Source organism: Xanthomonas sp. D-109, assembly GCF_017746095.1.
Classification (GTDB): domain Bacteria; phylum Pseudomonadota; class Gammaproteobacteria; order Xanthomonadales; family Xanthomonadaceae; genus Xanthomonas_A; species Xanthomonas_A sacchari.
Genome location: NZ_JAGHWV010000007.1, coordinates 53,578 through 77,437, shown reverse-complemented (window position 1 = coordinate 77,437; position 23,860 = coordinate 53,578). Strand labels below are relative to the sequence as shown.

Sequence of the window (23,860 nt, the reverse complement as noted above, 5' to 3'; positions counted from 1 at the left end):
GGTCTCGATGGCTGACGCAGCTTCGCGCACGCTTAAGCCCCTCTCCCGTCGGGAGAGGGGTTGGGGTGAGGGTACGGGCGCGAAGCGTCTCGCAATGCCTGGCTGCATTAGCTGTCGTTGGACGCAGCGGCGCCCTTACCCTCATCCGCCCCTGCGGGGCACCTTCTCCCGGTGGGAGAAGGAAGACACGGTCTGCGCGTTGATCGCATGATCTTGACTGTCCGGCCTGCGACCACATGCATGTCGTGCGAGAGGCGCCTTGCGCGCAGCACGCAGTGCGCCGCGTCTCACCTCGCATTCCGCTCCATGGGGATGTCCGGACCTTGTGCGTAGAATCGGCGCATGACCAGTGCAGCCGACAGCAGCGAATTGATCAAGGTGGTGGCGCTGCTCGGCGCCGCCGTGGTGGCGGTGCCGGTGTTCCGGCGGCTCGGCCTGGGATCGGTGCTCGGCTATCTCGCCGCCGGCCTGGCGATCGGGCCGTTCGGCCTGGGTTGGTTCTCCGATCCGCAGGCGATCCTGCACGTCGCCGAACTGGGCGTGGTCATGTTCCTGTTCGTGATCGGCCTGGAAATGCGGCCCTCGCATCTGTGGAGCCTGCGCAAGCAGATCTTCGGCCTGGGCACCGCGCAGATCATCGTCTGCGCCAGCGTACTGACCGGCGTCGGCCTGGCCTTCGGTTTCCCGCTCCCGGTGGCCTTCATCGCCGCCTCGGGCTTCGTGCTGACCTCCACCGCGGTGGTGATGCAGTTGCTCGGCGAACGCGGTGACATCGCCCTGCCGGCCGGGCAGAAGATCGTGGCGATCCTGCTGTTCGAGGACCTGTTGATCGTGCCGCTGCTGGCGGTGGTGGCGTGGATGGCGCCGGTGCCCGCGGATGCCTCGGCGCCGTCGCGCTGGGTCGGCATCGGTGTTGGCGCTGCGGCGATCGTCGGCCTGCTGGCGGCCGGGCGCTGGCTGCTCAATCCGCTGTTCCGGCTGCTGGCCGCGGCCAAGGCGCGCGAGGTGATGACCGCGGCCGCCCTGCTGGTGGTGCTGGGCGCTGCGCTGCTGATGCAACTCGGCGGGCTGTCGATGGCGATGGGCGCGTTCCTGGCCGGCGTGCTGCTGTCCGAATCGACCTTCCGCCATCAGATCGAGGCCGACATCGAACCGTTCCGCGGCATCCTGCTGGGGCTGTTCTTCCTCGGCGTCGGCATGGCGCTGAACCTGGCGGTGGTGGCCGCCAACTGGACCCTGATCCTCAGCGGCGTGCTCGCGTTCATGGCCGCCAAGGCCGCGTGCATCTACCTGGTCGCGCGGCTCACCGGCAGCGGCCACGCGCAGGCGCTGGATCGCGGCGTGTTGATGGCGCAGGGCGGCGAGTTCGCCTTCGTGCTGTTCGCCGCCGCCAGTGGCGCCGGTGTCATCGACGCGCAGATCAACGCCAACCTGACCGCCATCGTGGTGCTGTCGATGGCGCTCACGCCGCTATTCGTGCTGCTGTATCGGCGCTGGGCGCCGGTGGAGGCGCCGTCGATGGAAGGCGTGGATGCGGCCGACGGCCTCACCGGCAGCGTGCTGATCATCGGCTTCGGGCGCTTCGGCCAGGTCGCCAGCCAGTCGCTGCTGGCGCGCGACGTGGACGTGACCATCATCGACAACGACATCGAGATGATCCAGAGCGCGGCCAAGTTCGGTTTCAAGATCTATTACGGCGACGGCACCCGACTGGACGTGCTGCACGCCTCCGGCGCGCACAGCGCCCGCGCCATCGCGGTGTGCGTGGACAACCGCGAGGCGGCCAACCGCATCGTCGAGCTGGCCACCACCGAGTTTCCGCAGGCCAAGCTGCTGGTGCGCTCCTACGACCGCGAACACGCGCTGGAGCTGATCGCCGCCGGCGTCGACTACCACATCCGCGAGACCTTCGAATCGGCGGTGGAATTCGGCCAGGCCGCGCTGATCGAGCTGGGCATGGACGAGAGCGAAGCGCGTTCCATCGCCCGCGAGATCCGACGCCGCGATGCCGAGCGGCTGGAACTGGAGATCGCCGCCGGCGACGTGCGTGCTGGCAGGGGCTTGATGTACGGCAACATCACCCCAGTGGTGCCGACCCCGACGCCGTTCACGCCGCCGCGGCGCGAGAGCCGCACGCTCAACCCGGAAGGCGTGCCGGTGGCGGAGCCAGCGCAGGAGCGTGACGGCACATAGCCGCAATCGTTGGCGGGGAGTTGTAGGAGCGGCTTTAGCCGCGACAGTACCTTCCTGGGGACGCCCGGTCGCGGCTAAAGCCGCTCCTGCGACAGGCGCCCAGCCTCAGCGCAGGAACACCTGCAGCGCCCGCACGTAGCCCGGATCGTCGCTGATGTCGTTATGGTCGGCCTGTGCGAAGGCGACCACGGTCGGGCGTTGCGGCAGGGCCTTGAGCAGGGCATCGGTGCTGGCCGGCGGCACCACCTGATCGCGGCCGGCGCGCAGGATCAGCAGTGGGCCGCGATAGGCGCGCAAGGCGCGCGCCGAGTCGTAGCGATCGCGCAGCAACCAGCGCACCGGCGCCCACGGGTAGTGCGCCTGCGCCGCCGACACCAGGCTGTCGAACGGCGTCACCAGCACCAACCGCGCCACCGCGCGCCGCGCCGCGAGTTGGCTGGCCACGCCGCTGCCCAGGCTGCGTCCCAGCACCGCGATCTGTGCCTGTGGTTGCGTGGCGCGGACGTGGTCGTACAGCGCCACCGCGTCGCCTACCAGTGCGTTCTCGCTGGGCTTGCCATCGCTGGCGCCGTAGCCGCGGTAGGCGAGCAGGTAGAGGCTGTGGTCGGGCAGGGCGGCCTGCAGCTGCGCGCGTGCGAAACGCAGATCCTCGGCATTGCCGCCGAAGTACAGCAGCACCTTGTCGTGGCCCGGATTGACCCGCCAGCCGCGCAACTTCACGTCCTCACCGCGCCGCAGCGCGAAATCGGTCTGCGCCGGTGCCACCCGCGTGCCCTGCGGGAAATACAGCAGGTCGCGCTGGCCCAGGTAGAGCAGGGCACAGACCGCCACATAGGCGGCGACGAGAATGGCGGCCGCAATCGCGGCGTAGCGCAGCATCGCTAGCCGTGCTTGCGCTGCGCCTCGGCGAAGGCGGCCAGCTGCGCCGGGGTGGCCTCGGCCTGGTGCTGCGCCTTCCAGTCGGCGAACGGCATGCCGTAGACGCGTTCGCGCGCCTGCTCCTTGCTGAGGTCCTCGCCTTCGGCGGCCGCCGCTTCGCGGTACCAGTCGGCCAGGCAGTTGCGGCAGAACCCGGCCAGGATCATCAGGTCGATGTTCTGCACGTCGGGGCGGTCCTGGTTGAGGTGCTGCAGCAGGCGGCGGAAGGCGGCGGCCTCGATGCGGGTGGTGTCGGTCATGGCGGAATCGGGGACAATGGACATCCCCCGACTCTACACCCGCCCGCCCCGATGACCGATTCCGTGCCCGTCTCCTCCGTCCCGGCCCGTATCCTCGACGGGCGCCGCATCGCCGAAGACCTGCTCGACGAGCTGAAGGCGCGGGTCGACGCGCGGCTGGCGGCCGGGCAGCCGCGGCCCGGATTGGCGGTGGTGCTGGTGGGCGGCGACCCGGCCTCGGCGGTGTACGTGCGCAACAAGCGCCGCGCGGCCGAGAAGGTCGGCATCGAGGCGTTCGACTACGACCTGCCCGCCGGGACCAGCGAAGCCGAGTTGCTGGCGCTGATCGACCGGCTCAATGCCGACCCCAAGATCCACGGCATCCTGGTGCAGTTGCCGCTGCCGGGCATCCCCGATGCCAGCCGGCTGATCCATCGCATCGATCCGCGCAAGGACGTGGACGGCTTCCATCCGGAGAATGTCGGTCACCTCGCGCTGCGCGAGTTCGGCCTGCGCCCGTGCACGCCGCGCGGCATCGTCACCCTGCTGGCGCACACCGACCAGCCGGTGCGCGGACGCAACGCCACCATCGTCGGCGTCAGCAATCATGTCGGTCGGCCGATGGCGCTGGAACTGCTGATCGCCGGCTGCACGGTCAGTTGCTGCCACAAGTTCACCCCGCCGGAGGTGCTGCAGGCGCGGGTGCGCGACGCCGACATCCTGGTGGTGGCGGTGGGCCGGCCGGGGCTGATCCCGGGCGAGTGGGTCAAGCCGGGCGCGGTGGTGATCGACGTCGGCATCAACCGCCTGGACGACGGCCGCCTGGTCGGCGACGTCGGCTTCGACGCGGCGGCGCAGCGCGCCAGCTGGATCACCCCGGTGCCGGGCGGGGTGGGGCCGATGACGGTGGCGACGCTGATGCAGAACACGATCGAGGCCGCTGAGGCGGCGGGGAGTCGGGATTAGGGATTCGGGATTCGTTGAAGGCTGCGCGGGATTGGGGAATCGGGATTCGGGATTCGTTAAAGGCGACAGCAAAAGCGCATGCACGGCGCATCCGGGATCGGTGGGCCGTCAAACCGGCCATCTGACAGTCAGGCAAACGGCGCGATCGCGCAGGGCGCTGCCGTAACGAATCCCCAATCCCGACTCCCCAATCCCCGCCCCAATGCGTTAAAATGCCGCGCTTCCCCACATTCGGGTCCGCCGATGCTGCGCATCCAGGCTGAAGCTCTCACCTACGACGACGTCTCGCTCGTCCCCGCCCATTCGATCGTCCTGCCCAAGGACGTCAGCCTGGAAACCCGGCTGACCCGCGACCTGCGCCTGAAGCTGCCGATCCTGTCGGCCGCGATGGACACGGTCACCGAGCACCGCCTGGCGGTGGCCATGGCCCAGCTCGGCGGCATCGGCATCATCCACAAGAACCTGACCCCGGCGCAGCAGGCGGCCGAAGTGGCCAAGGTCAAGAAGTTCGAGGCCGGCGTCATCACCGAGCCGTTCACGGTCGGTCCGGAGACCACCATCGGCGAGGTGCTCAAACTCACCCGCGCCCGCAACATCTCCGGCGTGCCGGTGGTGGACGGCAGCGAGCTGGTCGGCATCGTCACCAGCCGCGACATGCGCTTCGAGAAGAAGCTCGACGATCCGGTCCGCCACATCATGACCAAGAAGGATCGCCTGGTCACCGTGCGCGAAGGCGCCAGCGACGAGGAAGTGCTGCAACTGCTGCACCGCCACCGCATCGAGAAGATCCTGGTGGTCAACGACGGCTTCGAGTTGCGCGGCCTGATCACGGTCAAGGACATCCAGAAGAAGACCGACAACCCCAACGCCGCCAAGGACGCCGCCACGCGGCTGCTGGTCGGTGCCGCGGTGGGTGTCGGCGGCGATACCGAGCAGCGCATCGAGCTGCTGGCCGCGGCCGGCGTGGACGTGGTCATCGTCGACACCGCGCACGGCCATTCGCAGGGCGTCATCGACCGCGTGGCCTGGGTCAAGAAGACCTACCCGCAGTTGCAGGTGATCGGCGGCAACATCGTCACCGGCGACGCCGCGCTGGCGCTGATGGACGCTGGCGCCGACGCGGTCAAGGTCGGCGTGGGTCCCGGCTCGATCTGCACCACGCGCGTGGTCGCCGGTGTCGGCGTGCCGCAGATCACCGCGATCGACATGGTCGCCGAGGCGCTGCAGGACCGCATCCCGCTGATCGCCGACGGCGGCATCCGCTACTCCGGCGACATCGGCAAGGCGCTGGTCGCCGGCGCCTCCACGGTGATGGTCGGCGGCCTGTTCGCCGGCACCGAGGAAGCCCCGGGCGAGGTCGAACTGTTCCAGGGCCGCAGCTACAAGAGCTACCGCGGCATGGGCAGCCTGGGCGCGATGGAGAAGGGCAGCAAGGACCGCTACTTCCAGGACGCCTCCGACGCCGACAAGCTGGTGCCGGAAGGTATCGAAGGCCGCGTGCCGTACCGCGGCCCGCTCAGCGGCATCATCCACCAGCTGATCGGCGGCCTGCGCGCGACCATGGGCTACGTGGGCTGCGCCACCATCGAGGAGATGCGCACCAAGCCCAAGTTCGTCACCATCACCGGTGCCGGCCAGCGCGAAAGCCACGTCCACGACGTGCAGATCACCAAGGAACCGCCGAACTACAGGATGGGCTGACGCCCATCCGGGAATGGGGAATCGGGAGTCGGGAATCGATGAACCAGCGTCTGTACTGCTTTGCCCATTCCCGATTCCCCGATCCCGATTCCCGGCCTCAATGACCAACATCCACAACGACAAGATCCTCATCCTCGATTTCGGTGCGCAGTACACGCAGTTGATCGCGCGGCGCATTCGCGAACTGGGCGTGTACTGCGAGATCTGGGCGTGGGACCACGATCCGGCCGAGATCGCCGGCTTCGGCGCCAAGGGCATCATCCTTTCCGGCGGGCCGGAATCGACTACGCTGCCGGGCGCGCCGGCCGCGCCGCAGGAAGTGTTCGACAGCGGCCTGCCGATCTTCGGTATCTGCTACGGCATGCAGACCCTGGCCGCGCAACTCGGCGGCGCCACCGAAGCTGCGGACCAGCGCGAGTTCGGTCATGCCGAAGTCGAGGTGGTCGCCGCCGATGCGTTGTTCTCCGGGCTGACCGATCACGCAGGCGCGTCGCGCTTGAACGTGTGGATGAGCCACGGCGACCACGTGTCGCAGGTGCCGCCGGGCTTCACCATCACCGCCGTCACCGACCGCATTCCGGTCGCGGCCATGGCCAACGAGGCCAAGCGCTGGTACGGCGTGCAGTTCCATCCGGAAGTCACCCACACCCTGCAGGGCCAGACCCTGCTGCGCCGCTTCGTGGTCGACGTGTGCGGCTGCGCCACGCTGTGGACCGCGGCCAACATCATCGACGACCAGATCGCCCGCGTGCGCGCCCAGGTCGGCGACGACGAAGTGATCCTTGGCCTGTCCGGCGGCGTGGATTCGTCGGTGGTCGCCGCGCTGCTGCACAAGGCGATCGGCGACAAGCTGACCTGCGTGTTCGTCGACACCGGCCTGCTGCGCTGGCAGGAAGGCGACCAGGTGATGGCGATGTTCGCCGAGCACATGGGCGTCAAGGTGATCCGGGTCAACGCCGCCGACCGCTACTTCCAGGCGCTGGCCGGCGTCAGCGATCCGGAAGCCAAGCGCAAGATCATCGGCAACCTGTTCGTGGAGATCTTCGACGAAGAGTCGAACAAGCTTCGCAACGCCAAGTGGCTGGCGCAGGGCACCATCTACCCGGACGTGATCGAGTCGGCCGGCAGCAAGACCGGCAAGGCCCACGTCATCAAGAGCCACCACAACGTCGGCGGCCTGCCCGAGCACATGAAGCTGGGCCTGGTCGAGCCGCTGCGCGAACTGTTCAAGGACGAAGTGCGGCGCCTGGGCGTCGAACTCGGCCTGCCGCGCAGCATGGTCTACCGTCACCCGTTCCCAGGCCCCGGCTTGGGCGTGCGCATCCTCGGCGAAGTGAAGCGCGAGTACGCCGAACTGCTGGCCAAGGCCGACGCGATCTTCATCGAGGAACTGCGCAAGGCCGACCTGTACGACAAGACCAGCCAGGCCTTCGCCGTGTTCCTGCCGGTGAAGTCGGTCGGCGTGGTCGGCGACGCCCGCGCCTACGAATGGGTGATCGCGCTGCGCGCGGTGGAGACCATCGACTTCATGACCGCGCACTGGGCGCACCTGCCGTACGACTTCCTCGGCACCGTCAGCAATCGCATCATCAATGAACTGCGTGGGGTGTCGCGGGTGGTGTACGACATCTCGGGGAAGCCGCCGGCGACGATCGAGTGGGAGTGAGGTGACCTCCTTCTGGGCGGCGCTGGCTGATCGGCGCGCCCTGAAGCAGGCTTGGCGTTGCGGTAGTGTTCCGGCTCGCCTTCCAGCATCGCGTCCAGCAGGTCGCTGTCCGTCAACTCGGGATTCCGTAGCTCCAGCGCCGGATACGGCGTGCCTTTCTTCGAAGAACCTCTCGTACCGTCAGCCCGGATGCGGCGATCGGCTCCACAAGTCGCTGCCGGCTTGGAGAGGTCTTGGGGTATGCGACGACCTAAGGGTGTGCGCCCGCGTGGCAGATCAGGGCGAGGCGTTGCGCGAGGTTCCGCATTCCGGGTTGTGGCAGATCACGGCCTTCATGACGCGGTCTTTGCCGCCTGGCTGGCTTCGACCGCCCCTGCGGCCGCCGCCAGTGCAGCAGCGGCCTGCGTGTCCTTGCGCTCGCTGTAGCGGTCGACCAGGTAGTCGCTGCGGCCGCGCACCAGATAGGTGAACTTCACCAGTTCCTCCATGACGTCCACTACACGGTCGTAATACGCCGATGGTTTCATGCGGCCATTGGCGTCGAACTCCTGCCAGGCCTTCGGCACCGACGACTGATTCGGGATGGTCACCATCCGCATCCAGCGCCCAAGCATGCGCAGCGCGTTGACCACGTTGAAGGACTGCGATCCGCCGCAGACCTGCATCACCGCGAGCGTGCGTCCCTGCGTCGGGCGGACGCTGCCTTCCTGCAGGGGCAGCCAGTCGATCTGGTTCTTGAAGACCGACGACACCGCGCCATGACGTTCGGGGCTCACCCAGACCTGGCCTTCCGACCACAGCGAAGCGGCGCGCAGTTCCTGCACCTTCGGATGGTCCGGGCCGACGGCATCGACCATGGGCAGGTCGTGCGGATCGAAGACGCGGGTCTCGGCGCCGAAGTAGTCGAGCAGCCGTTGCGCTTCCAGTGCCAGCTTTCGGCTGTAGGACTCCGGGCGCAGCGATCCATACAGGATCAGGATGCGCGGCTTGTGCTCGGCATCGCCGGCGGCCAGGCGCGCGCGATCCGCTGCGGGCGCAAGCGTTGCATCCAGATTGGGAAGGTCCATGATCGATTGCCTGGGTTCATTAATTCAATTATTCTAAAATAATGGAACATTTGACCGCAACCAAGGCCTTGTCGGCATTGGGCCACGAGACCCGCCTGGCCATCTTCCGGCTGCTCGTCCAGGCCGGACCGGCGGGCAAGCTGGCGGGCGAGATCGCCAGCGCGCTGACCCTGCCGGGACCGACCCTGTCCTTCCACCTGAAGGAGCTGGCTGCTGTGGGAATGATCCGCGCCGAGCAAAGGGGCAGGACGGTCTGCTATCGCGCCGAGTTCGACACGATGACGCGCCTGCTCGATTACCTGACCGAGAACTGCTGCGGCGGCGACGTGCGTTGCGGGAAGGGACGGACTTGCTGAAGCTTGGCCACTCGATGCGGAATGGCTGCGACATGAGCGTGGGCACGGCTCATGTCGCGCCGACGGCGCATCGCCAGGCTGCCGCCAACCGTCGTTTCGTTCTTCTGCACATATCGAGGTGATGTCATGGACGTCGTGATCAGCCTGTCGCAGTTCGATCAGCAGACGGAAGAACTGCTGCAGTCCTCGGGGTTGCCGACCTCCGACCTGATCGCCGGTCACGCGTCGCGACAGTTCCTTGCCGCGCGTCGGGGTGGGTTGGTCGGCACGGTGGCTGTCGAATTCCATGGCGAACATGGCGTGCTGCGGTCGTTGTGCGTCGCGGAGGGGCATCGCGGTGATGGCCTCGGGCGTCGGCTGGTTCGGGAGGCGGAGCGCCTTGCTGTGCAGCGTGAGGTGCTTGCCTTGTATCTGCTGACCACGACGGCGCAGGATGTGTTCGCCGCCATGGGCTACGCACAGTGCGACCGGCGGCAGGTGCCGCCGCTGGTCGGGGCGTCGAGTCAGTTCGAACGCCTCTGTCCGTCCAGCGCCGTCTGCATGTCGAAGCGCCTGTGATCCAGGCCCTGCCTCTCATCAACAAAGGAAGCCGGTGACCGTGACAGCGACCGTCGTTTCGGCCAGTCCCGTGCATGCCCAGCGCATCGCTGACATCTACAACCACTACATCGCCAACACGTGCGTCACGTTCGAATTGGATCCCGTGACGTCGGCCGACATGGCCAGGCGCATTGAAGATGTCCACAGCGTCGGCCTTCCGTGGCTGGTGGCGCTGGTGGGCGACGAAGTCGTTGGATACGCCTACGCCACCCAGTGGAGAGCGAGAAAGGCGTACCAGCGTTCGGTGGAATCCACGATCTACCTGGCTGATGGGCATCGTGGGCGAGGGCTGGGTGCTGTCCTGTATGGCGCGCTGCTGGAAGCACTGCGACGGCTGGAGTTGCACGCAGTCATCGGCGGTGTCGCTCAACCGAACGATGCAAGTGCCCGGCTGCACCAGGCGCTGGGGTTCAAGAAGGTCGCCCACTTCGAGCAGGTCGGTTACAAGCTCGGCCGTTGGGTGGATGTCGTGTACTGGCAGTTGCTTCTTCCAGTCACGCCCCACGAAAACGGGGTCTGACTAGCGACGCTGGTAGACGACGCCCTGAACCAAGACCTGATCTTGCTCCGGCGCATCGTCGAAACGTCGATGCGCTTCGGCGATGGCGCGTTGGTTTTCGTTCGCCCAATCGACCAATGCCATGACCGGCGTCAATAGCGTGCGTCCAAGGTCGGTCAGTGCGTAATCGACGCGCGGAGGAATCGTCGGGTACAGCGTGCGCGTGACCAGTCCGTCGCGTTCCAGTCCGCGCAGGGTCAGCGTCAGCATGCGCTGGGAAATGCCGTCGATGCCACGCTTCAATGCATTGAAGCGCTGCGGGCCGTTCGCCAGCATCGCGATGATGTAGAGACTCCACTTGTCGCCGATGCGATCCAGGATTTGACGCGTCGCCAGACAGCCACCCGTGTCAGGTGCAGGGACGTCGACAGGTGGGTCGATGTGACCAGGTGACATCCGTGTGCCTTCTTGTTGGGCGCCGGCAGGGACCATACCATCCTCTGTGTGGATTAGTAAGTAACTTCTTAATTATTACTTGGTTCTTATTTTATACCTTGGAGCTGTCATGCGCCGTATCCTCCTTGTCACGTCCAGTCCGCGCCGCGCGGACAGTCTCTCCACGCGCTTCGCGACCGACATCGCCGAGGGTCTCCAGGCCCGCTCGGGCGGTCAGCTGACCGTGCGTGACCTCGCTGCGCATCCGCCGCCGCACATCACGGCGGCCTATATTGATGGCCGGATCGCGTCGGCCGAACACCGCACACCGGAACAGGTCGAGGCGGTGGACATCGCCCAGGAGCTCGTCGACGAACTGAAGCTCGCCGACGTGATCGTGCTCGGTTCGGGGATGATGAACTTCGGCCCGTCCTCGCAGCTCAAGGCGTGGTTCGATCACGTCACCTGGCCCAGTGTCACGTTCCGCTATGGCGAGCGCGGGCCGGAGGGGCTGCTGACCGGCAAGAAGGTCTATCTCGTCGCCGCCACGGGCGGCGTGTTCTCGGAGGGCGCCTGGGCGCCGTTCGACTTTCAGACCAGCTACTTGCTCCATCTGCTGCGTTTCATCGGTCTCACCGATGTCGACGTGGTGCGCATCGAAGGCACGGTGCTCGGCCCCGATGCGGTGAACGCCGCCGTCGCCGATGCTACAACGGCCGTCGCCGCCTTGTTGGCGAAGGCGGCGTGAGCGCATGACCGAGCAACAGATCGGCGCGTTGTTCGGCGCGATCAGGCAACAAGGTGCCGAGACATGCCGATGCAGAGGAGATCGCGCCGGCCAGACAGGCAGCGTCCGGCGCGGTCTCTGCCTGCTTCGGTTTCCGGAGGACACGCCCTGCGTTTGAGAAGCGGCAGGATGGACCGGAGGTGAGTCATGCGTTTGCCGGCACGGCGCTGCGCCTGGACCGCGCATCGCCAGGACACGCCTCCCAGCGCAACTCGCCGGTGTAGCGCGACGCCATCCGGCCCTGGTCGTCCAGCGCGAAGAGATGCAGCCAGCGATTGTCGAACAGCGCGCGAACCTGCGGATGGCGTTCGAGGATGCCGGTGATTGCCTCGGTCGGTGCCTCGATCAGTACCGACAGCCGCAGCGGTTCGTGGATCAGCCGTTCGCCGTCGTGGACCGACTGCCAGGGGAGTCCGCCGCGCAGCAGGCCGCCGTTGCCCTCGACCACGCCGATGCCGCCGGTGACGTTGTGCAGCAGCTTGTTGCCGGCGCCGAAGACCTCGGGTGCGACAGTCGATCCGTAGTACTGCAGGCTGATCCAGCTGGCGACAACGACCGGGGCGGTCAGGATCAGCTCCAGCACGCCGAAACCTTCGTCGCGCCGCCAGTCGTAGTCGTGGAGGAAGGCGCGTCCTGCCAGGTCGCGCCCGGCCGTGCGCGACCGTGGCGCGGCGATGAAGGCCTGGCAGCCGGCCAGGGCCCATTCCGGGCGCAGTTCGGCCCAGTCGCGGGCGCGAGGCGCAATGTCCTGGCTGCGCTGCGCGCGTGGCAGGCGCAGCGCGCGCTCGCCACGGGCCAGCGCGCCGGCGGCGTGCAGCCAACGCGCCGCCTGGTCGATGTCGGCGGCATGGTCGGGCGAAGGATGGTCGGCGCCGTACAGTGTGACCGCATCGGTCGTGGTGTCGTGCAGGGCGCCGACGAACAAAGTATCAGCGGGGATCGCGATGCCGCGTTCGGCGAGACCGGCGCGTACCTCAGAGTCGTTGAGCAGCGCGGCCAGCAGACGCGCGTTCACTTCGCCGGAATAGCCGCCGCAGGCGCCGCAGTGCAAGGCGCTGGCGTGCGGATTGTTGACCACGTTTGCCCCGTGGCCGGCGATCACCACGAGTCGGGCAAACCTGGTGGTGAGCGACATAGCGGTGAGGATGCGCGTGGCCATGGTCAGTCGCGTGTCGAGGTCGAGCACGTCGGCCGGGCGCGGCGCGGGATCGTTCGGCGCCGAGCGGCGCGTCAGTCCCAAGCCATCGCGCAGCAGCTTGGCGACGTAGATCGGGCCGGTGGCCTCGACGAAGGCGAACGAGGAAATGGCGGCCAGCTTGAAGCGTCCCCAGGCACGCTTCGCGCGGGCCGCGATCCGCGCGGCGAGGTCCGCCTCGGCCACCGAGGCCGTCGCCGCTCCCGCGCAGGTGTGCACCGCCGGCGTCAGCAGCACCGGGAGGCGTGCCTCGACCACGTCCGAGGCGAACCGGCGATGGCCGATGCCCAGCCCGAAGAATCCGGCGAATCCCAGGGTCTGGATGCCGGCATCCAGGCTTTCCAGCGCGCGGCGGAACACTTCCGAGCGCACGTCGATGCAGAAGGCCATCTGCAGCTTCATCCGGTCGGGTGTCGCCGTGAGCGGGGCGGGTGCCGCAAGCAGGGCGTCGAGCCGCCGCTGCGCCGCGCGTTCGGCCGCTTCCTGCAGGAGGCTGTCGACGACATCGTCCGGTGTCGCCGCCACCGGCGCGCTGTAGGCGTCGATGGCGCTTCGCCACTGCGGCGCGATCGCCGCACCGAACTTGCCCAGCAGCGCGGCGTCCCAACTGATGCGGATGGCGAGCAGGTCGGTGACGCAGGCATCGGTTCCGCCGCTCAACTCCGCTTGCCAGAGCCGATGCCGCGCAACTTGGCTCCAGCCGCCCAGCGTGGTCAGCAGGCGGTGGAAGTAGCTGTCCAGTGCCTCCGGCGCGAGGCCGAGGCGGGCGACCCCCTCGGCGATCGCTTCCTCGGCAGTCGCTGGCGCGTCCGCCACCTGCTGGGCGAATCGGGTGAGTCCGGCGATTTCCGGCGTCAGATCGTGGGTCGCGACCAGCCGCCACGCGTTGTAGGCCCCGCCGGACTGTCCGGCGACCCATAGCGCCTGGCCCTGATCGAAGTAGCTGGCGGCCCAGTGTCCGATGCGCTCTTCGACGATGCCCGGCCAGTCGATCTGCGACGCATCGCGTGCCAGATCGGCGACGGTCGGGATCGCCTGCGGGGCAAGGCGCGTGGCTTCGATGGCGCGCTTCAGTGCGGACAAGCTCGGCGGACGCAGCGCCGCCGGCGCGTTGTGCCAGGCAGCCTGCAGATCCTCCTCGGCGATCTCGCCGGATTGCAGCCGCTGCGCATACCAGGCGCGCGGCATGGTCACGGCGATGCCGGCCGCGCGCCGCAGCAGCGCCGCCGCGATCGGCAGCGGTTCGCCGGTCTGGCCGAGGAAGGGATTGACCGCCACGCTCGAGGCCAGCGGCCACAGCGGGGGAATGGCGCGCGCCGCACGCGCGGCGGCGGCGATGATCGCAGCGTGGGACAGGGGCGACGCGTCGGTGGTGGTCATCAGCATGGGGGTGTCCTGGCGGTTAGGGAGTCACGAGGTCTTGCGGACGGACCAGCCGCCGAGCAGGCGATCGAGCGTGGCGTTGGCATACAGGCCGTTGGCGAGATGCACGCGCAGTCCGGCTGCGGCCGGGTGCGTCGCCCACAGCGGGAACAGCGCCTGCGCCACCGCCACCAGGCCGAAGCTCAGCACCGCCAGCGCCATCAGCGTCCACTCCAGCCGGCCCGGCGCCGGCGTTGCCGGCAGCACGCCGGCGGTCAGCCATTCGGCGGCGCTCTGCAGGGCGAAGTAGCCGACCGCAGCGGCGCTGGCGTAGAGCGCGGTCCTGCGGGTCAGTGGGCGTGGCGCCGCATCGGCCAGGCCCTGGGCCAGCAGGTAGGCCACGCCGAAGATCAGGATGGCGCCCAGGGCCAGCGCCTGCGGCGACTTGTGCCCGAAGCCGAAGGCAAACCCGAAGGCCGCGCCGATGCCGATGTAGATCGCCAGCGCGATCAGGAAGGCGAGGCCGACCGCGGCCCCATCGGGCACCGCCACCGGCCCGGGCCGGCGAATCGAGGCCACCTGCTCGACCGCGCCGCCGGAGGCCAGGAAGGCATGCGCCTTGTACAGCGAGTGCGCGACGATGTGCAGCAGCGCCAGCGGGAACAGCGCCAGCCCGCACTGCAGGATCATGAAACCCATCTGCGCGACCGTCGACCAGGCCAGCGAGGTCTTGACCGCGGGCTGGGTCAGCATCACCAGCGCACCGAACAGCGCGGTGAAACCGCCCAGCATCGCCAGCACGGCGAGCACGCCTGGAGCGGCCAGCATCAGGTCGGCGAAGCGGATCAGCAGGAAGCCACCGCCGTTGACCACGCCGGCATGCAGGAGCGCCGACACCGGGGTGGGCGCTTCCATCATCTCGGTGAGCCAGCCGTGGGTCGGGAACTGCGCCGATTTCAGCACCGCGGCCAGCGCAAGCAGGGCGGCGGCCGCGGTCAGCGACCAGCCATGCTGGCCGCTGCGGGACAGGGTGTTGATCGTGGCGATGTCGGTGGTGCCCAGGCTGTTCCAGACCAGCGCGGCCGCACTCACCAGGGCGATGGCGCCGATGCTGGAGAACAGGCGCTTCTTGCGTGCGGCGCGCTGCGCCGCCACGCGGTCGGGATAGAACAGCAGCAGGCGATTGAGCGCGATGCTGGTCGCGATCCAGGCCACCACGACCTGGACCAGGTTGCCGGCCTGCACGAGCAGCAACACCGCCGCGAGCGCGACGCACAACCAGCCGGTGAAGTATCCCTGGCGCGCCTCGCCATCGAGGTAGGTGCGGGTGTAGCGCACCACGATCCAGCCGACGAAGGCGACCAGCAGCAGCATCGTGGCGCTCACCGCATCGAGCCGGACCGAGAGGCCGATGCCGTTCGCTCCGATCAGTTCGCTGTCGCCGGCGCCCCGGGCGATCAGCAGTGCCAGCGAGGCGATGGCGACGATCAATGCGCCGAGCGCAGCACTTTCGGCGAAGGCGGGGAGGACGCGGGGGCGTCGGCCGTTGCGGACGAAGCCGAACACGGCGGCGACCAGCAACAGGAACGGTGCGGAGAGCGGCAGCAGATAGAGCGACAAGGCAATCCCCTTGGATCGAGCGCAGTGGCGGGCGGCGCCACGATAGCGATCACCGGGATCGAACAAAAATTCATTGTTTTCACGATATCGTTCGTTATTATCGAACGATGGCCGCCTTGAACTACAACCACCTGCGCTACTTCTGGGCCGTGGCCCACGACGGCAATCTCACCCGCACCGCCGAGCGGCTCAACCTCACGCAGTCGGCTCTGTCGGTGCAGATCCGCAAGTTGGAGGAGCGTCTGGGCCACGCACTGTTCGAGCGGCGCGGGCGGCAACTGCATCTGACCGAGGCCGGGCAGATCGTGCTGGACCACGCCGACGCGATCTTCGCCACCGGCGATGAACTGCTGGGCACGCTGCGGCAGACCGGCGCCGCGCGTCATGCGCTGCGGGTCGGCTCGCTGGCCACACTGTCGCGCAACTTCCAGTTGGAGTTCCTGCGGCCACTGCTCGGCCGAACCGATATCGACCTGATCCTGCGCTCGGGCAGCGCCGGCGAACTGCTGCGGGCGCTGGAGGCGCTCAACCTCGACGTGGTGCTGCTGAATCAGGCGCCGCCGGGCGACGCGCTGACCCCGCTCGTCACCCATCGGCTCGCCGAGCGACCGGTCAGCCTGGTGGGCACGCCGGATCGGCTGGGCCATGCCGCCAGTGTCGCCGATCGGCTTCGCCAGCATCCCATCATCCTGCCGACGGTGGACAACAGCGTGCGTGCGGGATTCGATGCCCTGGCCGATCGCCTGGGCGTGCGCCCGCAGATCGTGGCGGAAGTGGAGGACATGGCGATGATGCGCCTACTGGCGCGCGAGGACATCGGCCTGGCCGTGCTCCCGCCGATCGTGGTCAAGGACGAGATCGCCGCCGGCGTGCTGGTGGAGGGCGATCAATTGCCGGATATCGTGGAGACCTTCCACGCCGTGACCATGGCGCGGCGGTTTCCGAATCCGTTGGTGCGGCTGCTGCTGCAGCCCAGGGCGACAGCAGGAAGCCTGTAGTTCCTTTCTTCCCTTGATTGCCCGATCTTCAGGCAGGTTCTAGGCTACGTGATGCAACGCTTGGGCCGTCTACCTGCGTCGGAAGAGAGGCTGGCAATATGAAGCCATGTGAACAAGTAACGGCATCTTGCTGTCGGTCGAAGGGTGAACGACGGCCAGGTACACGGACAGAGACGTATGGTTTCGATCCAGGTGGGTGGCGAGGACAAGACTGCGGAGATCGTCAATTGGTCGATCTGGAGCGATAAGTGCGCAGGTCTGCAGCTGAAATGTTCCTACTTAAAAAAGGGCACCGTTTTACACGCGCTCAAAGATTGCGTCATCGTTCCCACTCGCGAACTGAATGATGTGCTGCTGACCAGATCAGGCAGCACGAACGTTACGCCTGTCGAAAAGGCGACGATCTATGGCGAGCGGTATGCCGTGGTGCATTACCCTGGCGCTGCCGACAAGCCCTACGTTTTCAAAATGGAGGGAATCGACTTCATTGCGCCGATGGTGACGAACGGCGCGCCGGTTCTGCAATATTTCATCGGGGTGGCAAAGGCGCGGCAGGCGCATGCAAAGTCGCAAGCAGATAGCAAGATCGCGGCCAATGTCGTAGACCAACTGGGCAGGCTGCCTGTCAGTGTCGATACGGCCTTGCATGCCTACTGCACGGGACACAACGGCACGCTGCCCCCCGGGCCGGGCCTGATCTATCCGTTCGGTCTGAACGAGAGTCAGTTGGCGGCGGTCGAGCATGCGTTCCGTGCGCAGGTCAGCGTGATCGAGGGTCCGCCCGGGACGGGCAAGACCCAGACGATTCTCAACATCCTTGCCAACATCCTGCTGCGTGGGCAGACAGTGTCGGTGTTGTCCAACAACAATGCAGCAGTAGAAAACGTCTACGAGAAGTTGGAGAAGTGCGGACTGGGCTATCTGGTCGCTAAACTCGGTAATCAGGAAAACCGTGACTATTTTTTCGCCGATCTGCCGCCATGGTCATCCGACGCACCCGAGCCGGCGCCGACGCTGGAGGAGATCCAGGGTCTGCTGGGTCGCTTGACGCAGCAGTTGCGCGATCGCAATCGGTTGGCGCAATTGCAGGCCGAACTAGACGAGTTGACCATCGAGCGGCGCTATCTCCAGAAATGGCAGGCGGAAAACGGCGTGCATGCTGCCGTCTCGCTGGAAAAGTACGGATTGACGCCGCAAAAGACCGCAGACTTGATGGCCTACTTGGCCCATCTCGGCGAAGAGCGTGTCCGCCTGCGGGATCGCATCGAGTTGTTGTTCAACTTCGGGATCCTTCGCGTCAAGCCGTTCGCCGACGCAGATGAGCGACTGTCCGTGTTTCATGCGCTGCAGATGCACTACTACGACAAGGCGCTGCAGGAAAAGGCGGTGGAGCTGCAGGCTTGCCGCGAATCGCTGGCGCAAGGAAACTTCACTGCCTTGTTGGATGCACTGACGTCTGCGTCCATGCGCCATCTGAAGCAGTACCTACAAAGTCTGCCCCTGCCATCGGACAGCTTCGATGGCAAAACCTACCGGCAAAGGTTCGATGTCTTCTTGAAGCGCTTCCCGATCCTGGGAAGCGGTACGCACTCCATCATCAATTCGATCGCACCGGAGACGATCCTTGATTACGTGATCATCGACGAGGCCTCGCTCCAGGACATCGTACCTGGCATCTTGCCGCTGGGCTATGCGAGGAACCTCATTGTTGTCGGCGACAACCGCCAGTTGGCGCACATTCCAGTGAAGCTGGGTCTGTCAGCGCCTGCCGAGGCCTACGATTGCGAGCGCTACAGCCTGCTCGATTCGTGTATAGCCGTGTTCAAGCAGGCGCTACCAAGGACACTGCTCAAAGAGCACTATCGCTGCCATCCAAGGATCATCCAGTTCTGTAACCAGCAGTTTTACGATAACGCATTGGTGCCGATGACCGAAGATCAAAGCGAAGCGCCGTTGCGCCTGGTTGTGACCGCCAAGGGCAACCACGCCCGTCAGAACACCAATCTCCGCGAGTTGGATTCCCTGCTCAAGGTGCTTGACGACGAGGATGACGCGGTTGGCATCGATGGCGATGGGCGTGGATTCATCGCGCCGTTCCGGGCGCAGGTGAATCTCTCTGATTCGCGCCTGCCGGCGGAGTTCGTCAAAGACACGGTGCATAAGTTCCAGGGTCGAGAGTGCGATGAGATCGTCTTCTCCACGGTGCTGGACAAGAAGCGCTACAACCAGGATCCCAAGCGCTTGAGCTTCGTTGACGACCCACGCATGATCAATGTGGCGGTATCGCGGGCCAAGCAGCGCTTCACCCTTGTGACTGGCGATGATGTATTTGCCGACAATGGCCACATCGCTGCCCTGGTGCGCTATATCAGCTATTACGCCGGGGGTGCGCAAGTCGTGCGGGCGCCTGTGATCTCCGCGTTCGATCTGCTGTACCGCGAGTACGACCAGTCCCTGGCCCGCTTGAATGCTCGCTTGCGCCCCGAAGATTCACAGTACAAGTCCGAGCAGATCGTGGCACAGCTACTACGCGAGGTTCTGTCCACACCCGAGTGCTATGCCTTGATGTTCCACGATCAAGTCAAGCTGGATCAAGTCGCCGCCTCGCGCAACCCGGAGTTGACGGAACGCGAGCGGGTCTTCATGGCGCGTGCCAGCTGCGACTTTGTCGTTTATTTCCGGGTGGGAAAGATCCCAGTGGGGGTAATTGAAGTCGATGGCGGCCTTCACGACCGGCCCGATCAGATGGAGCGGGATCGCTTGAAGAACGGCATCTTGTCCAAAAGCGGCATTGCCATCCTGCGCTTGCGCACGGTGGAAAGCGGCATCAAGGAGAAGATCACCGAGTTTCTTGCAGGGTGGATGAGTGCTGTCGCCGAGGCCTGAATAGCCTGACGAGGCGCGCGAAGACATCGGCCTGGCCGTGCTCCCGCCGATCGTGGTCAAGGACGAGATCGCCGCCGGCGTGCTGGTAGAGGGCGATCAATTGCCGGATATCGTGGAGACCTTCCACGCCGTCACCATGTCGCGGCGTTTCCCGAATCCGTTGGTGCGGCTGCTGCTGCAGCCAACGGCCGCGCCAGCGGATCCATAGTGCCTCCACGGTAACGTCGTCAGCGAGACCCTGCCGCGTTCGTCGCCAGCAGTTCTTTTGCCATCTCCAGCGCCTGCTCCCGCGAGGCGGCAAGCAGCATGGGGTAACCCCAGAACTTGGCGAACAGCACCGCAAAGGCCTTGTAGCCGACGCGTTTGGCCGAGTTGGGTTCGATCTGGATCATCGCCAGCACCAGCCTTCTCAGTTCGGCCTTGTGTTTTTTCATCCACAGCGCCGTGCGTTTCTTTTCTTCCGGCGTGTGGTCGTGGTCTTCGCTTGGCGTGCTGTCGCTCAGGATCACGAACGGCTCCCCGCGCTGCAGGTTCGCCTCGAACGCGTCGAAGTCCTGCTGGTGGTCATGCCCGGGTTCCTGTGACAGGTTCATCCAGACCAAGGGGAAGTTCGAACTATTCATGGGCATAGCCAACTCCTTGACGCTTGATGTGGCGCCAGGTGATCGCCATGGCGAACGCACCGGGCAGGGTGATGAAGAGCAGGGCAGAGAGCGCGACATACCAGCCGTCGCGCAGTCCGTCGGCGATTCCTCCGAGGGTGTTCAGGACGACGAGCACCCCGCCGAGGACCAGGGCGATTCCTTGCGTCCGGCGGGTTCCGATCAGGGCGAGCAGCACCGTGACGATCCAGCAGCCGTAGAAGGCGGAAAACATCCACAGGATGCCGGGATCGAAGGTGATGGCCGCTGTCGCTCCGCGCGCTCTCACGAAAGTATTGACGTAGAAGAACAACTGGAAGGTCACGAAAAGCACGACCCCCGTCGCGGTCGTCAACCAGAACAAGGCGACCCTGTTCGGGGCGTGCATGGTCGCGTCTTGGGTAGGGCGTAGTGGGGTGGATGGCTGAAGTGGCATGGGTGGGTTCTCTGAAATCGATGGCGGGAATGGTCGGTTCTCACGCAGTGACGTATTCGCCTGCGAGCGCCTCAATACCGGTAGTCCAGCGTCACCATCACGTTGCGCGGTGCGCCGTAACTCACGGTGTCGAAGTCGCCCTTCTGCAGCGCGTATTTCCTGTCGAAGACGTTGTTGACGTTCACGGCCAGGCTGCTGTTCTTGCTGAGGGCGTAACGTGCCAGCAGGGAGACGAGGGCATAGGAACGCTGTTCCCCGCCCAGTGAGCTGGTGCCGGTATTGGGCGCCTCGTAGATGCGGCTTTGCCATTTGGCGCCGCCGCCCAGCGTCAACTTGCTCCACGCCCCCGGCAACCGGTAGGTGGTGAAGAGCTGAGCCGTGGTGCGCGGGAGTTGCGAATTCAGGCGGACGCCATCGCCGTCTTCGGCGGTGAAGTGCGCGATGCCTGCAGCGATGTTCCAGCCATGCGCCAACTCGCCCTGCAGGTCCAGCTCGATGCCGCGCGACTTTGTCCCGTCGGCGCCTTTGTAGGCTTGCGCGCCGCCTGGCGTATAGGTCCCGGCGACGCTCTGCGCCGCGTTGTCCAGCCTGGTCTCGAACACGGCGATCGACGCATTCAGGCGTCCGTCGAGGTAGTTGCCCTTCAGGCCGAGTTCCTTGGTGTTTCCCTTGGACGGCGTGAGCACGTTGCCCTTGCTGTCCCGGTAATCCGTTTGCGGGTTGAAGATGCCGGTGTAGCTGACGTAGGCCGAGTAGGTCGTGTCGAGGTCGTAGATCAAGCCCGCATACGGGGTGAACTCGCCCGTTTTCTTGTAGTGCAACCTGTTGCTGCCGGCGGTGTCGTCGATGTCGTAGTTGCTGACGCGGCCGCCGACGATGAATTTCAGTGGATCGGCCGGGGAAAAGCGCGCCGCGCCATAGACACCGCTCTGCTTGATCCGGGTGCCGGTGGGTATCCACGTCATGGCGGCGAAGTCGGGCCGCGGATAGGGTTGTCCCAGGTCATACACATCGACCGGCATGAAGCCCGCATAGAAGGGTGCGATGTCCCGCTGGCTGGCCGTACGACGCGAGCTCATCGCCCCCAGCACCAGCTCGTGCTGGCGGCCCAGCAGTTCGAACGGGCCGCTGGCCATCGCATCGACGGTGTTCTGCCGGCTCCGCCCGTCGGACGCCAGCGCGACCGGATACGCCCCGTTGGGGTAGACGCCCAGTCCCGTGGCGCGATCGGGGCGGCCGACCAGGCCGAGGAGCTCGGCATCGTCGTCGGTGCGGTACTGGTTCGCGACGGCGCGGAGCGTCCAGCCGTTGCCGAAGCGATGCTCGAGCTCGGCAAACCCGGTTTTGAGCGTGTTGTCCCAACGGCTCCAGTCCTGCGCATAGCTGCTGGAGCGCGGGTAGTGCGCCTGCGTGCCATCGCTGAACCACAGCGGCATGCCGCCCCAGGTGGCGCCTTTCGGCGTGATGTCCTGATAGTCGACGCCCAGACTCAGCGTCGTGTCCGCGGTCAGATCCGCCTCGATGATGCCGTAGAACGATTTCCTCTGCGGTGTGTAGCGGTCGAGGTATGAATGGCCGTCCTGGTACGTGCCCACCACGCGCGCGCGGATGCGACCGTCCTGGGTCAACGGCGTGGAGACGTCGGCCATTCCCCGGTAGGTGTCCCAGCTCCCCGCGCCCAGCGAGGCGGACGCGGAGAATTCCGGGGTCGGACGTTTGCGCACAAGATTGATGGCGGCCGAGGGATTGCCGGTGCCGGTCAGCAGTCCGGAGGCGCCGCGCACGACCTCGACACGGTCGTAGAACGCGGTATCGAGCGAACCGATGCCGCTGCCGTTGACGATGTTGCCGACCACCGTGGGAATGCCGTCGTACTGCAGGTTGTTGATCAGAAATCCGCGCGAGTAGAAACTCGTGCGTTCGCTGTCGGACTGATACGACGCGATCCCGGTGGCGTTCTCCAGCACGCCCTGCACCGACGTCAGTTGCTGGTCGTCCATGCGTTGGCGCGTGATCACCGTGACCGACTGCGGCGTGTCCCGCAGCGACAGCGGCAAGCGCGTGGCCGCCGCCGTCTCGCCCGTGGTGTAGGAGCCGGTCCCTTCGGTCGCCGCCGCATCCTTGCGGCGCATGACGTTGACCGCCGGCAAGGTCTGCGCTTCGTTGGACGCGTTTTCACCAGCCTCGTTCGGTCGCGGCGCTGGCTCGGCGGCGCATGCGCCGTGCGTGCTGACGGCGATTGCCGCTGCGAGTGCCGAGCCCAACAGGCTGCGGGGTGAGGGCGTGTGCTGATGCGCCGGCGGACGCGGGGCACGCTGACCGATTTGCCGCTGGAGCGCGCCGACGTCGGTGAATTTGCACATCAAACGATACTCATTTGCGTTTGGATGCGCTATTTAACACCGGGGTTGCGCTGGCTCGATGGCGAATTCAGGCCAGAGTGTTTTTCAATTCGGTCAGCCAGTCACTGGGGGCACACGGTGGCCGGAACGCGACATGTTCTGGCCTGATGGCGCAATGCGCGCTGCGCATCCACGACTAGTCTGTGCAGGCGGCGCTGACGTCGCACTGGTGCGCAGCAGCGCGACGGCACTTGGCGCGCGTCGTCCGTGACAGCCGGGAGGCCACGCCGTTCCGCGGTTTCCATCTGGCATAGCGAAGGGGGAGGAATGGAACCACGCGATGACGCGCTTGCGATCGTGGACCTGGCCGCATCCTCCGAGCGGCGCGCGAAACGGCTGTCAGGCAAACACAAACACAGGACGATGCGTAAAGCTGCAGCCAGCCTCGTGAGCGGATGCGTGGTGTCGGCGCAGGAACGGCGCCTGATCGCGCACAAGCTGCGACCGACGGCCGCGCGTGCCGATGTCTTGCGCGCCTTGGAGCAGGCGGCGCCGAGCTGTCTCGATGCCAGCCGGGTGTACCGCCTCCTGAGCGGTCGGCGCGATCGCCTTACGCCGGGATCGGTGTATCGGGCACTGCACGATCTGTGGGTCGCCGGCTTGCTGGTTCGCACGGAAGGCACGCGCGGGCGTGCGTTCTATGCGATCAAGCCCGACCTGCTGACCGCCCGCCACGACACGCTGCGCTGTCGCTGTGGCGCGCGACTGGTGTTCATCGAAGACCCGGTGTTGCGTGCGCACCTGCGATCGCTGGCCTGCGAGGAGGGCTTCGTGCTCGACGCGGAGACCGTCTTCACCATCACCACGACGTGCGCGCGATGCGGGCAACCCCGCACTGCGGCACATGGGGTGGCAGAGGAAGATCGAAGGTCACGCACCAGGCGGGCCTGATC

At 66.3% G+C, this 23,860-nt stretch carries 20 protein-coding genes and 1 pseudogene; 12 read left to right on the top strand and 9 right to left on the bottom strand.

The annotated features are described in order from the left end of the window. Positions 1–342 precede the first annotated feature (342 nt). Positions 343–2,193 (top strand): monovalent cation:proton antiporter-2 (CPA2) family protein, encoded by a 1,851-nt coding sequence (locus J7357_RS08005; RefSeq protein ID WP_209245725.1) that lies wholly within the window; start codon positions 343–345, stop codon positions 2,191–2,193. Positions 2,194–2,298: 105 nt separating this feature from the next. Here J7357_RS08005 and J7357_RS08000 read toward each other — a convergent pair whose 3' ends face one another. Both J7357_RS08000 and J7357_RS07995 read right to left on the bottom strand, forming a co-directional pair. Continuing rightward, positions 2,299–3,072: an alpha/beta fold hydrolase gene (locus J7357_RS08000; protein ID WP_209245724.1), complete on the bottom strand. Its 774-nt coding sequence runs from the start codon at positions 3,070–3,072 to the stop codon at positions 2,299–2,301. Positions 3,073–3,074: 2 nt separating this feature from the next. Then, the gene (locus tag J7357_RS07995; RefSeq protein WP_209245723.1) at positions 3,075–3,371 is read right to left on the bottom strand and encodes a DUF1244 domain-containing protein; all 297 of its coding nucleotides are present in this window, start codon (positions 3,369–3,371) and stop codon (positions 3,075–3,077) included. Positions 3,372–3,422: 51 nt separating this feature from the next. Between J7357_RS07995 and folD the strand changes: the two genes are divergently transcribed. The 3 genes from folD (at position 3,423) to guaA (ending at position 7,683) form a co-directional block, all read left to right on the top strand. Then, positions 3,423–4,316 carry a bifunctional methylenetetrahydrofolate dehydrogenase/methenyltetrahydrofolate cyclohydrolase FolD gene (gene folD, locus J7357_RS07990; RefSeq protein WP_209245722.1) on the top strand — a complete coding sequence of 298 codons (894 nt, stop codon included), beginning with the start codon at positions 3,423–3,425 and terminating at the stop codon, positions 4,314–4,316. 243 nt (positions 4,317–4,559) lie between these two features. Then, positions 4,560–6,017, top strand: a complete 1,458-nt coding sequence (guaB, locus tag J7357_RS07985; protein ID WP_010342915.1) for an IMP dehydrogenase — start codon at positions 4,560–4,562, stop codon at positions 6,015–6,017. Positions 6,018–6,117: 100 nt separating this feature from the next. Next, positions 6,118–7,683: a glutamine-hydrolyzing GMP synthase gene (gene guaA / locus J7357_RS07980; RefSeq protein WP_209245721.1), complete on the top strand. Its 1,566-nt coding sequence runs from the start codon at positions 6,118–6,120 to the stop codon at positions 7,681–7,683. 332 nt (positions 7,684–8,015) lie between these two features. Here guaA and arsH read toward each other — a convergent pair whose 3' ends face one another. After that, positions 8,016–8,750 (bottom strand): arsenical resistance protein ArsH, encoded by a 735-nt coding sequence (arsH, locus tag J7357_RS07975; protein WP_209245720.1) that lies wholly within the window; start codon positions 8,748–8,750, stop codon positions 8,016–8,018. A gap of 41 nt (positions 8,751–8,791) precedes the next feature. On the opposite strand from arsH, the gene J7357_RS07970 reads away from it, so the two are divergent. The 3 genes from J7357_RS07970 to J7357_RS07960 all read left to right on the top strand — a co-directional run bounded on the left by J7357_RS07970 (position 8,792) and on the right by J7357_RS07960 (position 10,226). After that, complete coding sequence (locus tag J7357_RS07970) at positions 8,792–9,106, top strand: metalloregulator ArsR/SmtB family transcription factor (protein ID WP_209245719.1); 315 nt, start codon at positions 8,792–8,794, stop codon at positions 9,104–9,106. A 126-nt stretch (positions 9,107–9,232) separates the two neighbouring features. Continuing rightward, positions 9,233–9,664, top strand: a complete 432-nt coding sequence (gene arsN2, locus J7357_RS07965; protein ID WP_209245718.1) for an arsenic resistance N-acetyltransferase ArsN2 — start codon at positions 9,233–9,235, stop codon at positions 9,662–9,664. Between the two features lie 40 nt (positions 9,665–9,704). Continuing rightward, positions 9,705–10,226 (top strand): arsinothricin resistance N-acetyltransferase ArsN1 family B, encoded by a 522-nt coding sequence (locus tag J7357_RS07960; RefSeq protein WP_209245717.1) that lies wholly within the window; start codon positions 9,705–9,707, stop codon positions 10,224–10,226. Here J7357_RS07960 and J7357_RS07955 read toward each other — a convergent pair whose 3' ends face one another. After that, positions 10,227–10,661 (bottom strand): helix-turn-helix domain-containing protein, encoded by a 435-nt coding sequence (locus J7357_RS07955; RefSeq protein WP_209245716.1) that lies wholly within the window; start codon positions 10,659–10,661, stop codon positions 10,227–10,229. Between the two features lie 109 nt (positions 10,662–10,770). Between J7357_RS07955 and J7357_RS07950 the strand changes: the two genes are divergently transcribed. Beyond that, positions 10,771–11,388 carry an NAD(P)H-dependent oxidoreductase gene (locus tag J7357_RS07950; RefSeq protein ID WP_209245715.1) on the top strand — a complete coding sequence of 206 codons (618 nt, stop codon included), beginning with the start codon at positions 10,771–10,773 and terminating at the stop codon, positions 11,386–11,388. Positions 11,389–11,572: 184 nt separating this feature from the next. On the opposite strand, the gene J7357_RS07945 is transcribed toward J7357_RS07950, so the two are convergent. After that, positions 11,573–14,008: a DUF2309 domain-containing protein gene (locus J7357_RS07945; RefSeq protein ID WP_209245714.1), complete on the bottom strand. Its 2,436-nt coding sequence runs from the start codon at positions 14,006–14,008 to the stop codon at positions 11,573–11,575. A 24-nt stretch (positions 14,009–14,032) separates the two neighbouring features. Further along, entirely contained in the window at positions 14,033–15,604 is a 1,572-nt protein-coding gene (locus J7357_RS07940; protein WP_209245713.1) for a proton-conducting transporter membrane subunit, read from the bottom strand. Positions 15,605–15,711: 107 nt separating this feature from the next. Here J7357_RS07940 and J7357_RS07935 point away from each other — a divergent pair, with 107 nt between their 5' ends. The 3 genes and pseudogenes from J7357_RS07935 to J7357_RS07925 all read left to right on the top strand — a co-directional run. Beyond that, positions 15,712–16,602 carry a LysR family transcriptional regulator gene (locus tag J7357_RS07935; protein WP_209245712.1) on the top strand — a complete coding sequence of 297 codons (891 nt, stop codon included), beginning with the start codon at positions 15,712–15,714 and terminating at the stop codon, positions 16,600–16,602. 177 nt (positions 16,603–16,779) lie between these two features. Then, a complete protein-coding gene (locus J7357_RS07930) occupies positions 16,780–19,488 on the top strand; it encodes an AAA domain-containing protein (protein WP_244667368.1) in 2,709 nt (902 codons plus the stop codon). Between the two features lie 13 nt (positions 19,489–19,501). After that, positions 19,502–19,696 (top strand): annotated as a pseudogene (locus tag J7357_RS07925) (LysR family transcriptional regulator); the annotation flags it as partial. A gap of 19 nt (positions 19,697–19,715) precedes the next feature. On the opposite strand, the gene J7357_RS07920 reads toward J7357_RS07925, so the two are convergent. The 3 genes from J7357_RS07920 to J7357_RS07910 all read right to left on the bottom strand — a co-directional run bounded on the left by J7357_RS07920 (position 19,716) and on the right by J7357_RS07910 (position 22,928). Next, positions 19,716–20,111, bottom strand: coding sequence for a hypothetical protein (locus J7357_RS07920; RefSeq protein WP_244667367.1), 396 nt, complete (start codon positions 20,109–20,111; stop codon positions 19,716–19,718). Then, entirely contained in the window at positions 20,104–20,517 is a 414-nt protein-coding gene (locus J7357_RS07915; protein WP_209245710.1) for a hypothetical protein, read from the bottom strand. The genes J7357_RS07920 and J7357_RS07915 overlap by 8 nt, the downstream gene beginning before the upstream one ends. A gap of 119 nt (positions 20,518–20,636) precedes the next feature. After that, the gene (locus J7357_RS07910) at positions 20,637–22,928 is read right to left on the bottom strand and encodes a TonB-dependent siderophore receptor (protein WP_244667366.1); all 2,292 of its coding nucleotides are present in this window, start codon (positions 22,926–22,928) and stop codon (positions 20,637–20,639) included. A 306-nt stretch (positions 22,929–23,234) separates the two neighbouring features. Between J7357_RS07910 and J7357_RS07905 the strand changes: the two genes are divergently transcribed. Then, positions 23,235–23,858, top strand: a complete 624-nt coding sequence (locus tag J7357_RS07905; RefSeq protein ID WP_209245709.1) for a transcriptional repressor — start codon at positions 23,235–23,237, stop codon at positions 23,856–23,858. Positions 23,859–23,860 lie beyond the last annotated feature (2 nt).

Coding starts and splice junctions, on each gene's coding strand:
- J7357_RS08005 (WP_209245725.1), top strand. CDS start 343: ATGACCAGTGCAGCCGACAGCAGCGAATTGATCAAGGTGGTGGCGCTG.
- J7357_RS08000 (WP_209245724.1), bottom strand. CDS start 3,072: ATGCTGCGCTACGCCGCGATTGCGGCCGCCATTCTCGTCGCCGCCTAT.
- J7357_RS07995 (WP_209245723.1), bottom strand. CDS start 3,371: ATGACCGACACCACCCGCATCGAGGCCGCCGCCTTCCGCCGCCTGCTG.
- folD (WP_209245722.1), top strand. CDS start 3,423: ATGACCGATTCCGTGCCCGTCTCCTCCGTCCCGGCCCGTATCCTCGAC.
- guaB (WP_010342915.1), top strand. CDS start 4,560: ATGCTGCGCATCCAGGCTGAAGCTCTCACCTACGACGACGTCTCGCTC.
- guaA (WP_209245721.1), top strand. CDS start 6,118: ATGACCAACATCCACAACGACAAGATCCTCATCCTCGATTTCGGTGCG.
- arsH (WP_209245720.1), bottom strand. CDS start 8,750: ATGGACCTTCCCAATCTGGATGCAACGCTTGCGCCCGCAGCGGATCGC.
- J7357_RS07970 (WP_209245719.1), top strand. CDS start 8,792: ATGGAACATTTGACCGCAACCAAGGCCTTGTCGGCATTGGGCCACGAG.
- arsN2 (WP_209245718.1), top strand. CDS start 9,233: ATGGACGTCGTGATCAGCCTGTCGCAGTTCGATCAGCAGACGGAAGAA.
- J7357_RS07955 (WP_209245716.1), bottom strand. CDS start 10,661: ATGTCACCTGGTCACATCGACCCACCTGTCGACGTCCCTGCACCTGAC.
- J7357_RS07950 (WP_209245715.1), top strand. CDS start 10,771: ATGCGCCGTATCCTCCTTGTCACGTCCAGTCCGCGCCGCGCGGACAGT.
- J7357_RS07945 (WP_209245714.1), bottom strand. CDS start 14,008: ATGCTGATGACCACCACCGACGCGTCGCCCCTGTCCCACGCTGCGATC.
- J7357_RS07935 (WP_209245712.1), top strand. CDS start 15,712: ATGGCCGCCTTGAACTACAACCACCTGCGCTACTTCTGGGCCGTGGCC.
- J7357_RS07930 (WP_244667368.1), top strand. CDS start 16,780: ATGGTTTCGATCCAGGTGGGTGGCGAGGACAAGACTGCGGAGATCGTC.
- J7357_RS07920 (WP_244667367.1), bottom strand. CDS start 20,111: ATGAATAGTTCGAACTTCCCCTTGGTCTGGATGAACCTGTCACAGGAA.
- J7357_RS07915 (WP_209245710.1), bottom strand. CDS start 20,517: ATGCACGCCCCGAACAGGGTCGCCTTGTTCTGGTTGACGACCGCGACG.
- J7357_RS07910 (WP_244667366.1), bottom strand. CDS start 22,928: ATGTGCAAATTCACCGACGTCGGCGCGCTCCAGCGGCAAATCGGTCAG.
- J7357_RS07905 (WP_209245709.1), top strand. CDS start 23,235: ATGGAACCACGCGATGACGCGCTTGCGATCGTGGACCTGGCCGCATCC.